Source organism: Bradyrhizobium sp. IC3123 (assembly GCF_020193625.1).
Taxonomy (GTDB): Bacteria; Pseudomonadota; Alphaproteobacteria; order Rhizobiales; family Xanthobacteraceae; genus Bradyrhizobium; species Bradyrhizobium yuanmingense.
Genome location: NZ_JADYVF010000006.1, coordinates 58,244 through 69,599 on the forward strand (window position 1 = coordinate 58,244; position 11,356 = coordinate 69,599).

The window sequence follows — 11,356 nt, forward strand, 5'->3', positions numbered from 1 at the left end:
CCGCCTCTGCCGCAACGATGCGGGTAGCGGCTGATTGCCGTGCCGCTGGGGGTGAGGCATGCGCCCAATCTGGGCTCAAGCAGAGTTGGCCATCAAAAAGGGCCGACCGCCTTAGGGGAGGAATGATATGCAGCGTCTCTTGGTTGCAGGTGTGTCTGTTGCCTTCGCGATCGCAGCGGGTGTCGGCCCGACGGATGCGGCGGACAAGAAGGTTCTGGCCTTCGTCGTCAACGGGGCGTCCGACTTCTGGAAGATCGCCGAGGCCGGGATGAAGAAGGCGCAAGGCGAGCTGCCCAGCTACGAGCTCCAGTTCAAATATCCGGAACAGGCTGCGGCCGCCGTGCAGCAGCGCGTGATGGACGACCTCGTCGCCGCCGGTGCCGCCGGCATCATGGTCAGCGCGGTCGATCCAAAGAACCAGACCGAGCATCTCAACAAGGTTGCGTCCCAGACCGTGCTGTTCACCACCGACAGCGACGCGCCGAAATCCAAGCGCGTGGCCTATATCGGCTCCTCCAACACCGACCTCGGCAAGGAGGCAGGAAAGCTGATGGTCAAGGCGCTGCCGAACGGCGGCAAATGCGTCGGCTTCGTCGGCCTACCCGGCGCCGACAACGCACGCGAGCGCATCGAAGGCGTGAAGGAGACGCTCAAAGGCTCGAAGGTCGAGCTCGTCGACGTTCGCGGCGACGAGATCGACCAGACCCGCGCCAAGCGCAACGTCGAGGACATCCTCGCCGCCATGCCCGATGTGAGCTGCCTCGTCGGCTTCTACTCCTACAACACGCCGCGGATCTACGAGGTGCTCAAGGAGGCCGGCAAGCTCGGCAAGATCAAGATCATCGGCTTCGACGAGGATCCGATTACGCTCGGCGGCGTCAAGGAAGGCAGCATCGTCGGCACGGTGGTGCAGCAGCCGTTCGAATGGGGCTATCAGGGCATGAAGCTGATGGCGAACTACATCGGCGGCAACAAGTCCGGCATTCCGGCCAACGGTATCATCATCGTGCCCGGCAAGGTCATCGAAAAGGCGAATGTCGACGAGTTCATGGCCTCGATGAAGCAGATGCTGAAGAAATAGGAGAGATCCGCGCTGCCCGCCGTGCAGCCTGCCATGCCAGAACCGTTTCTCGAACTGGTCGACATCAGCAAGAGCTATCCAGGCGTGGTCGCTCTCGACCACGTCGGTCTCCAAGTGTCGCCCGGCGAGGTCGTTGCGCTGATCGGCGAGAACGGCGCCGGCAAGTCGACGCTGATGCGCGTGCTCGGCGGGGTCGTGGAGCCCAGCGGCGGCTTTATTCGTGTCGATGGCGCCGCGCGATCTTCGCTCACCGTGGCGGATGCGATCAAGGCGGGCATTGCCTTCGTCCATCAGGAACTGAACCTGTTCGACAATCTCGATGTCGCCGGCAACGTCTTCATCGGCCGCGAGCCCGTGCACGGCGGGCCCTTGCGGCTGATCGACCGCAAACGGATGTATGCCGATGTCGCGCCGCTGCTGGAGCGGCTGGGCTGCGATTTTGCGGCCGATGCGCCGCTCGCCGACCTGTCGCTGGCGCAGCGCCAGCTGGTCGAGATCATGAAGGCGCTTTCGCTCGACGCTCGTCTCGTCATCATGGACGAGCCGACCTCGAGCCTGACGCTCGCCGAGACGGACCGCCTGATGCGCACCGTGGCCGGCCTGAAAGCCCACGGCGTCAGCATCATCTTCATCACGCATCGGCTCAACGAGGTGATGCAGTGCGCCGACCGTGCGGTCGTGCTGCGCGACGGTCGCGTGGTCGGCGCGCTGACGCGTGCGGAGCTCTCTCCGGCGGCGATGATCCGCTTGATGATCGGCCGCGACCTGAAATCGCTCTACGTTCCGCCGGCCGCGCCGCCCGGCGACAGCGTGCTGGAGATCGTCGATGCCGTCACCGACACCTATCCCGGCCGCGCCGTGAGCCTGTCGGTCCGCCGCGGCGAGATCCTCGGGCTTGCCGGTCTCGTCGGGTCCGGCCGCACCGAGCTCGCCCGCGCCGTCTTCGGCATCGACCCACTGCGTGGCGGCACGATACGACTCGATGGCGAGCCGATCCGTATCGCAAGCCCACGGGCCGCCATCGAGCAAGGCATCTATCTCGTTCCGGAGGACCGCAAGGGCGCAGGCCTGCTGCTCGACGTCTCGATCGCCGAAAACATCTCGCTGCCGGATCTGGCGTCCTATATGCGCTTCTGGCTGGTAGATACGGATCGCGAGAACGAGAACGCGGTGCGTCAGCGGGAGCGCCTAAAAATCCGCGCGCCCGACGTCAAGACCGCCGTCGGCTCGCTGTCGGGAGGCAACCAGCAGAAGGTCGTGCTCGCCAAATGGCTGTCGATGCGGCCGAAGGTGCTGATCGTCGACGAGCCGACGCGTGGGGTCGACGTCGGAGCCAAGCAGGAAATCTACGGCATGCTGCGCCGCCTGACCGATGCCGGGGTGGCGATCCTGATGATCTCCAGCGACATGGAGGAGGTGATCGGGGTTAGCGACCGGCTCGCGGTGATGCATGAAGGCGCGATCTCGGGCTTCCTTGATCGCAGCCAGTTCAGTGAGCACAATGTGCTGCAGCTTGCCGTTGGCCACACAATCACGGCGGAGGGACCTTGAGCAAGAAAGACCTGAGCCTTCTCGTTCTGATTCTGGTGGTCGGGACCGTTGTCGCCCTGATCAATCCGAGATTCCTGTACGTCGGCAATCTCTCGAACACCGCCAACCAGATCGGGTTGTTCGGCATCTTCTCCATCGCCGAAGCCTTCATCATCATCATCGGCGGGATCGAGCTGTCGGTGGGTTCGGTGATCGCACTGCTGGGCGTCCTGTTCATCGACCTGATCGTCAATCACGACGTCAACTGGGTCGTAGCCCTCGCGATGATCGTCGCGGCCGGGCTCGTGATCGGCCTGGTTCATGGCACGCTGGTGACCAGGATGCGTATCCAGGCTTTCGTGGTCACGCTGTGCGGCCTTCTGATCTATCGCGGCGCGGCGCGCTATTACACCGAGGACGCGACGGCGGGCTTCGGCTTCGGCGCGAGCTTTCCGATGCTGGAATGGCTGGCCGCCGGCCGCACAAACGTGCTCGGATTCCCGCTGCCGCACAGCGTGGTGGCGCTCGCCGTGGTGGCCGTGATCGCCTGGGTGGTGCTTCACCGCTCGGTGTTCGGCCGCTATCTCCTTGCCGTCGGCAAGAACGAGGAAGCCGCACGCTACTCCGGCATTCGCACCAACCGCGTGATCATCTCGGCCTATGTCATCTGTGGCGGGCTGACTGCGTTTTCGGCGATCCTGATCGCGATGTACACCCGTTCGATTTCGCCGGCGGTGCACGGCTCGTTCTACGAGCTCTACGCCATCGCCGCCGCCGTGCTCGGCGGCTGCTCCTTGCGCGGCGGCGAAGGCTCGATCATCGGCGTCGTGCTCGGCACCGTGCTGCTCCAGGTGTTGCAGAATCTCGTCAACCTGCTGGGCATTCCGAGCTCGCTCAATTTCGCGGTGATGGGAACGGTGATCCTGGTCGGCGTGCTCGGCGATCAATATCTGGTGCAGCGACGCCACCGCGCGAGTGCGGCCAAAGGCCGGGAGCAGGCGAGCGTCGCTGCGGCTCCGCTCGAGCGCGTGAAGGTGGAGTGAAAATCTAGAACGTCACCCGCAACCCCGCGTAAAACGCGCGCGGCCTTGCCGGGCTCAGCGAGCGCGGGTCGGTGAAATCCGCGCCGCCATTGGTGAAGTTGGGCAAGGCGTCGCGGTCGAAGAACTGGCCGTAGGTCACGTAACGCTTGTCGAAGATGTTGTCGACGCGGCCGTAGAGCTGGACGTTCTTCGCGACCTGATAGGAGGTGTGGAGATTGAACACCGTGTAGGACGGCAGCTTCGCGAACTGGTTGGACTCGTCGCCGACCAGATACTGGCTGGAGACGAACAGCGCGTTGCCGCCGACCTTCCAGACGTCGGTCACGGCATAGTCGACGCCGACCTTGACGCGGTGGCGCGGGACTGCCGGGATCTGGTTTCCGGGCCTGACCTGAATGGTCTCGGAGGTATCGTCGGCAAACGGGCTTTCCGAGCCGAGCTCGAGCGGATCAAGGAAGCGGGCATCGACGAACGCGTAACTCGCCTGGAACTGCAGCGTCGGAGACTTGATGTTGACTTCGGCTTCGAGCCCCTGCCGCCGGGTGCGGCCTACGTTCGAAAAATAGCCGAAACCAGTCCGGCCAACGACCGGCACCGCCATGATGTCGTCGTGGTTGGTGGCGCGAAAGCCGCCGATCTTCCATCCGAGGGTGCCGATGTTCAACTCCTTGGTGCCCCGGAAACCGGCCTCCACGGTCTTGGAGACGACCTGCTTCAACGGTGGATCCGCAACCAGGAAGGCCGCGATGAGACAGGGCCTGGCGGGATCGGCGCAGCCGAGCTCGAGCGGTGTCGGCACGCGGTTGGCCTCGGAATAGCCGGCATAGGCGGTCAATTCCGGCGTGATCCTGTAGGTGCCGCCGATGATCGGATTGAAACGCGTGAAGGTGTGATCGCCGTTGAGCGCAGTCCCGAGCTGATCTTCCAACGTGATCCGCGCCGCATTGAAGCGGCCGCCCCCCGTGATGGCGAAGGCTTCCGTGACGTTGAACGTATCCATCGCGTAGAGGCCGTTATACTGATTGACGGTCCGCAGCGAGACCGGGCCGGCGACGGGGTCCGCCACAGGAGTCGGTCCCAGGAAAACGCCGCTGCCGCTGACGACGTAGTTCTCTCCCATCGAGCCGATTTCGGAGGAGGCGTTGTAGCGCGTGACGCTGGCGTCATAGGTTGCGCCCACCACAAAGCGGTTGTCATGACCGAACAACTGGTCGGTGTTGGTGGCCTGCCCCGACACGCCGAACGTGGTCGAACGGATCGAGCCGCGGTCGATCGCGCCGAGGATCGTGCCCGGCGCAAATGGGTTGGCAAGCTGCACGCCGCCCGCGCCGTAGGCGGGTGAGGTGTCGTCGCCAAAGCAGAGCAGCGCCGGATCTGCAGCGCACTCCTCCACATCGGTCGGGTTGCCGTCGACCACCTTTTGCTCGTACCTGCGCACACGCGCGATGCCTTCGAGCGTCCAGGTCGGCGTCGCGTCGACCTTGCCGGTCAGGTTGAGATAGCCGACGCGATTGGAGGTGGTCTGCGGCGTGGTGTAGGTCGCGCCCCAATATCTGTCGAGCAGCTCGGCCGGGACCGTGGCGCTGGCGCCGAAATCGTTCTTGGCCACGCCCATATTGGCGTGGAATTCGCTGTCGCCGGCCCTGTAGCCGACATCGCCGTAGAAGCGCCGCACGGTCGATTGGGAAAAATTGCGGAAGCCGTTGTCGCGCAGTCCTTCGAGCGCACCGTAGACGGCGAAGTTCTGGTCGACCTGCTTGCCCCATTGCGCCGAGCCCTGGATGCGGCCGAACGATCCGCCCATGAGGTCGAGCTCGGCGCCCTGATAGGTGAAGCCGTCCTTCATTTGCAAGTTGATCGCGCCGCCGAGTGCATTGAGGCCGAAGGCCGGATTGTTGGTCACCAGCGTCACCGACCTGATCGCGGCCGTCGGAATCAGGTCCCAATTGACGGCGTCCGAGAAGGCCTCGTTGATGCGGACGCCGTTCTGGTACACCGCAAGGCCTTGCGGCGTGCCCGTCACGGGCGAAGCGACGAAGCCGCGGAATTCGACATCCGGCTGGAACGGATTGCCGGTGACTTCGCTGATGTTGATGCCGGCGATGTTGTCGCGCAGCGCGTCCGTGACGTTCAGCGAACCGGTGCGCCTGATCTGGTTGGCATCGACGGCATTGATCGCCGACGGAACCTTGTCGACATCGAGACCCCGGCCGGTGCCCGGCGAGGTCGGATAGACGTAAAGGCGTGTCCTCGGCGCGGCCGATCCCGGCGCCCCCACGCGCGCAACAGGTCGCGACGGCGCCGCGCGCCGCGCTGCCGAAGGTGGTGCGGTCACCTCGACCGGCGGCAGGTTCTGGACGTTGGTCTCCTCGTCCGGCGCGGCCCCGGCAGGGGTCGCATAGACCAAGCCCGATACCAGCCCGGTCGACACCGAAGCCATCAACAAAGCACGCTTGAACGAAACAACCTTGCCCATCCCCGCCTTCCCATCCGTGACCACCGACTGTTTTGATGTTCCGCCGATTGGTCGGGACGAGTTTATTCGGCCGCAATGGGGACGCCAGCCACAAAAGGTCGGACCCTATCCACACCCATTTTCCCGACCAAATCGGGAATTTTTCCCGATCGCTTTGGATGCGATCAGGTTGCCGCTGTCGGCACCAGCGCTTCCACGGTCACACCGCCCTCACCCGAGACCACATTGAGCGTGCCGCCGAGCGCCAGGATCCGCTCGCGCATGCCGACGAGGCCGAAGCCGAGCTTCTGGCCTGGCTCCATGCCGCGGCCGTCGTCGCTGACCCGCACCCGGGCGCAGAAGCGGCCGCCGGCCTGCTCGACCGGCTCGATGACGACGCTGACCGAGGTCGCACCGGCGTGGCGGAACACATTGGTGAGCGCCTCCTGCACGATGCGGTAGATGGTGAGATCGGCGGTCTCGCCGGTGGGGCCCAGCGCCGGCGAGATCGAGGTCTCGATCGCAACGTCGGGATGCGACTCCCGCCACAGCCGCGACAGGGATTCGAGCGCCTGGCGCAGGCCGAGCTCGGCAAGGCCCACGGGCCGAAGACGCTCCAGCACGCGGCGATTGAACTGCTGGAGTGCATTGATCTGCTCCAGCATGGCGCTGCCATGTTTGCGCACGGCATCCGCACTCGGCTCGCGTCCGTCCGCCTGCTTCGCCAGCGCGCTCGCATGTGCGCGCAGCGAGAACAGATAGGGTCCGAACTCGTCGTGCAATTCGCGCGCGATCTCCTTGCGCTCGATGTCCTGCAGCGACACCGCGCGCTCGGCGAGGCGCCGCTTGTCCTCGACCGCTTCACCAAGCGTCGCGGCAAGATGGTTGAGCCTGGTGCAGATCGCCGCGAGCTCCGGCGCGCCGCCCGGCGCGACGCGGGCCTCGTAATGTCCGCTTTCGAGCTTCCCCATGGCGTCCGCCAGCGACTGTAACGGTGCCAGGGCACGGCCGACCACCTTCATCATCAGGAAAAACAGCGCAAGCGCGATCACCGAGCCGACCTCGAGCTGGGTCACGATGCCGTCCCAGATCTCGGCGATCTCGTCGTCGGGATGCGAGGTGATCACGAGCGAGCCGGGTTTGCCGCGAATCGAGACCGGCACGCTGACCGCGGTCTGCTCGGGATGGACAAGGCTGACGAACCAGGCCGGCGGGGCACGCGTGTCGACATCGGAGCCAAGCCGGCGGGGCGTCAGCGGGTTCCCACCGGAATCGTGCAGCGCGATGCTGACATGGCGCAGGCGGCTGAGATCGCGGGCGATCTGGTTCAGCCTGGCATCAGGATCGGGTGCCTCGTTGAGATCGGCAACGATCATCTCGATGAATTCGCGCGCGAGGCGGATCACGCTCTGGTCCTCGGCCTGCACGCGCGGGCCGGCCTCGGCGATCTGCCGGCCGATATTGACCGCGAGCCCCAGCGCCAGCAGCAGCGCCAGCAAGAGATTGATGCGCCCGCGCAAGGAAAGATTCTGCCACATTGGTCTCGCTCGTGCCTCGCGAAGGGTTGGCGCCTGTCCGACGACGTTGACAGAGGCGAACCGCCCGATATCTAATCGGAAGCGTACAGCAATCCCAGCCGGGTTGCATGAGCCGACACGAGACGCGCGTCTTGCCTGGTCAGTCTCATGCGGCGCAGAACAGGCAAGCTCCAAGGGAACGGGCTGTCGCGGGGAACGCCTATGCGCATTCTGATCGTCGACGATCATCCCATCGTCGCCTCCGGCTGCCGTGCCGTGCTGGCCGACGAAGGCGAGATCGAAATCTTGGAAGCCGCCGATGCCGAGGACGGCGAGTGCGTCTTCATCGTCGAACGTCCCGACCTCTGCATCATCGACATAAATTTGCCGACCGTCTCCGGATTCGAGCTCGCGCGCCGCATCCTCGAGCGCGCGCCCGAGGCCCGCATCATCATGTTCAGCATGAACGACGACCCCGCTTTCGCTGCGCGCGCGATCGAGTGCGGCGCCAAGGGCTACGTCTCCAAGACCGGCGACCCCGACGACCTCGTCGAGGCGATCCGCGCCGTCGGAAGCGGCGGCACCTATCTTCCGACCGCGATCGCGCGCAGCATCGCCTTCGCCGGGCCGACGCTGGCACAAAACCCGCTGTCGAAGCTGAACGCGCGCGAGATGGAGATTCTGCGGCTGCTCAGCGCCGGCAAGAGCCTGTCCGAAATCGCATGGCTGGTGCAATCGTCCTACAAGACGGTGGCCAATACCTCGTCCATCATGCGCCAGAAGCTCGGGGTGAAGACCTCGGTGGAGCTGGTGCGGCTGGCGATCGACAGCGGCGTCGCCTGACCACGCCACGAATTCGGTCACACAAGCGTTGCAATCTTGGTGTGGTGAGATGCCACGGAGTCAATGGGCATGACGATTCAGACTGTCTCGACCAACAAATCCCACGGCGGCGTGCAGGGCGTCTATCGCCATGCCAGCCAGGCGACCGGAACCGACATGGTGTTTTCGGTCTATGTCCCGCCGCATGCGGACGGGGCCAGGCTGCCCGTGGTCTGGTATCTCTCCGGCCTCACCTGCACGCATGCCAACGTCACCGAGAAGGGCGAATTCCGCAAGGCCTGTGCCGAGCTCGGCCTGATCTTCGTCGCGCCCGACACCTCACCGCGCGGGCCCGATGTGCCGGGCGATGCCAACAACGCCTATGATTTTGGCCTCGGGGCCGGCTTCTATGTGGACGCCACGCAAGAGCCGTTCGCGCGCAATTATCGCATGTGGAGCTACGTCACGGACGAGCTGCCGAAGCTGGTTGCGGAGAGCTTTCCGGTCGATGCCAAGCGGCAATCGGTGATGGGCCACTCGATGGGCGGCCACGGCGCGCTGACGGTGGCGCTGCGCAACCCGCACCGCTTTCGCGCAGCCAGCGCCTTTGCCCCGATCGTGGCGCCTTCGCTCGTGCCCTGGGGCATCAAGGCGCTGACCGGCTATCTCGGACCGAACAAGGAGGCCTGGCGCAATCACGACACGGTGGCGCTGATCGAGGACGGCGCCAAGTTCTCCGGCTTCCTGGTCGACGTCGGCGAGGCCGACAATTTCCTGAAGGAGCAGCTCAGGCCGGAGCTGCTCGAGGCCGCCTGCGCCAAGGCCGGCATCCCGCTGACGCTGCGGCGCCAGGCGGGCTACGACCACAGCTATTATTTCATCTCGACCTTCATGAGCGATCACCTGCACTGGCATGCGGAGAGGCTGAAGGGGTGATGTCTTTCTCCTTCTCCCCTTGCGGGAGAAGGTGGCGCGAAGCGCCGGATGAGGGGTTCTCTCCGCTCGCACGACCATTCGTGGGGATGGAAACCCCTCACCCGTCTCGCCGCTACGCGGCGAGCCACCCTCTCCCACAAGGGGAGAGGGAAAACCTCTTCACGGCTTCCCGTAATTCGGCGCCAGCAGGCGGTTGCGGATGAGATAGCTCATCGTGCGCGACCAGGATTCATCCGTGTTGCCGCGCATGTCGGCGCTGGCGACCGCGATCATGTTGCCGGTCTTCACGTCGCGCAGATAGATGTTGAGATTGATGATCAGGTTGGAGACCTTTTGCACGAGGCCGGTGATCTCCAGATCGGCGCCGAGCTGCCCGGCGAGCTTGAGGTCGCAGCCGCCGCAGGCCTGCAGGTTCGCGCGACGGGCGGCCTCCCGTACCGGCGCGATGTCGAGCACCTGGAACTTGCCCGACTCTGCCAGCTCCTTGCGCAGCTGCTCGCTGATGCGCATGAGCCGCGCCTCTTCCGGCTTGGAGCCGTAGAACTCGCCCGGCAGGCTGGTGTCGACCAACTCGAAATCGAACACCGCGAGCTTCGGTGGATCGGCGAGCGCGCCCGCCCCCGTCCACAGCAATGCTGCGGTTGCCAACAATGCTCGCATGATCGTGATGCCCGGCTTCGCGCGCGCGGGGACGAAATGCGGGGTTGCACGGCCTGACAAATTGGTCATGCTTGAAGCAGAGACAATTCTTCACCGGCGGTCAAGCCGGGGAGATCGTCTGGAGGAAACATGATCCGATGGTTGGCCGGCCTGATCGGCTTTGGTCTTGCCGCGACGAGCGCGCTTGCGGCCGATCCCGTCACGATCGGCGTCGGCTATCTCGCAATCGCCGGCACCCGATCAACGCTGTCGCTGGCCGAGCAGCCTGCCGAGAACGACGGCCTCGCCGGCGCGCGCCTTGCCATCGAGGACAACAACACCACCGGGAGATTCACCGGCCAGCGCTTCACGCTGGAGGAGCGCCGCATCAGGGAAGGCGAGGACGTGGCGCAGGCTGCGACCGCGCTCGCCGAGAAGAACGGCTTCATCATCGCCGACCTGCCCGCCGATGCGCTGTTGAAGGTCGCGGACGCCTTGCGCGACCGCGGCACGCTGCTGTTCAACGCCGGCGCGATCGACGAGCGGCTGCGCGAGACCGATTGCCGCGCCAACGTCATCCACACCGCGCCGACGCGTGCGATGCTGGCGGATGCGCTCGGCCAATATCTGGTGTGGAAGAAGTGGTCGCGCTGGCTGCTGGTGGTCGGCTCGCACGACGAGGACAAGCTGTTCGCGGATGCTATCAGGCGCACCGCGGCGCGGTTCGGCGCCAAGATCGTGCAGGAGCGGACCTTCGAGGACAAGGGCGGCGCGCGGCGCACCGATAGCGGCGTGGCGCAGATCCAGCGTCAGATCCCCGTCTTCACGCAGCAGGCACCGGCCTATGACGTGCTGGTCGCCGCCGACGAGAGCGAGGTGTTCGGCGCCTATCTGCCCTATCGCACCTGGGATCCGCGCCCGGTCGCCGGCTCCGCCGGCCTCGTGCCGCGCAGCTGGGACGCATCGCAGGATCAGTGGGGCGCGATCCAGATGCAGAACCGCTTCATCAAGCTGAATTTGCGCCGGATGACCGCGCGCGACATGCAGGCCTGGACGGCGGTGCGCATGATCGGCGAAGCCACCTCGCGCACCAATTCCGGCGAGGTCAGGAAGGTCACCGATTTCATCAAGGGCCCGGATTTCTCGGTCGCCGCCTTCAAGGGCACGCGGCTGACCTTGCGCGACTGGAACCTGCAGCTGCGCCAGCCGATCCTCCTGGTCGACGGCCGCATGGTGGTGTCGGTGTCGCCGCAGGAAGGATTCCTGCACCAGGTCTCCGAGCTCGACACGCTCGGCTACGATCGCCCGGAGAGCAAATGCAAGCTGAAATGAG

9 protein-coding genes are annotated in these 11,356 nt (G+C 65.2%); 6 read left to right on the forward strand and 3 right to left on the reverse strand.

Annotated elements, in window-relative coordinates; all coding sequences use genetic code 11:
- Positions 1–127: 127 nt before the first annotated feature.
- From I6F20_RS20885 to I6F20_RS20895, 3 genes are read left to right on the forward strand one after another with little or no spacing between them, the layout of a single operon-like run.
- A complete protein-coding gene (locus I6F20_RS20885; RefSeq protein ID WP_225127648.1) occupies positions 128–1,081 on the forward strand; it encodes a sugar-binding protein in 954 nt (317 codons plus the stop codon).
- A 33-nt stretch (positions 1,082–1,114) separates the two neighbouring features.
- A complete protein-coding gene (locus I6F20_RS20890; protein ID WP_109142952.1) occupies positions 1,115–2,632 on the forward strand; it encodes a sugar ABC transporter ATP-binding protein in 1,518 nt (505 codons plus the stop codon).
- The gene (locus I6F20_RS20895; RefSeq protein ID WP_036007882.1) at positions 2,629–3,654 is read left to right on the forward strand and encodes an ABC transporter permease; all 1,026 of its coding nucleotides are present in this window, start codon (positions 2,629–2,631) and stop codon (positions 3,652–3,654) included. Before I6F20_RS20890 ends, I6F20_RS20895 begins: the two co-directional genes overlap by 4 nt.
- Positions 3,655–3,658: 4 nt before the next feature.
- On the opposite strand, the gene I6F20_RS20900 is transcribed toward I6F20_RS20895, so the two are convergent.
- On the reverse strand, positions 3,659–6,130 hold the full coding sequence (locus I6F20_RS20900) for a TonB-dependent receptor (protein WP_225127649.1): 2,472 nt from the start codon (positions 6,128–6,130) through the stop codon (positions 3,659–3,661).
- 164 nt (positions 6,131–6,294) lie between these two features.
- Positions 6,295–7,647, reverse strand: coding sequence for a histidine kinase (locus I6F20_RS20905; protein ID WP_192893121.1), 1,353 nt, complete (start codon positions 7,645–7,647; stop codon positions 6,295–6,297).
- Positions 7,648–7,848: 201 nt separating this feature from the next.
- On the opposite strand from I6F20_RS20905, the gene I6F20_RS20910 reads away from it, so the two are divergent.
- Both I6F20_RS20910 and fghA read left to right on the forward strand, forming a co-directional pair.
- On the forward strand, positions 7,849–8,469 hold the full coding sequence (locus tag I6F20_RS20910; RefSeq protein ID WP_036007891.1) for a response regulator: 621 nt from the start codon (positions 7,849–7,851) through the stop codon (positions 8,467–8,469).
- Between the two features lie 69 nt (positions 8,470–8,538).
- Positions 8,539–9,384, forward strand: coding sequence for an S-formylglutathione hydrolase (gene fghA, locus I6F20_RS20915; protein ID WP_225127650.1), 846 nt, complete (start codon positions 8,539–8,541; stop codon positions 9,382–9,384).
- A 159-nt stretch (positions 9,385–9,543) separates the two neighbouring features.
- Here fghA and I6F20_RS20920 read toward each other — a convergent pair whose 3' ends face one another.
- Positions 9,544–10,113, reverse strand: a complete 570-nt coding sequence (locus I6F20_RS20920) for a DUF3280 domain-containing protein (RefSeq protein ID WP_225127651.1) — start codon at positions 10,111–10,113, stop codon at positions 9,544–9,546.
- A 60-nt stretch (positions 10,114–10,173) separates the two neighbouring features.
- Between I6F20_RS20920 and pedA1 the strand changes: the two genes are divergently transcribed.
- Positions 10,174–11,355, forward strand: coding sequence for a lanthanide ABC transporter ABC transporter substrate-binding protein PedA1 (gene pedA1, locus I6F20_RS20925; RefSeq protein ID WP_225127652.1), 1,182 nt, complete (start codon positions 10,174–10,176; stop codon positions 11,353–11,355).
- The last annotated feature ends 1 nt before the right edge of the window (position 11,356 follow it).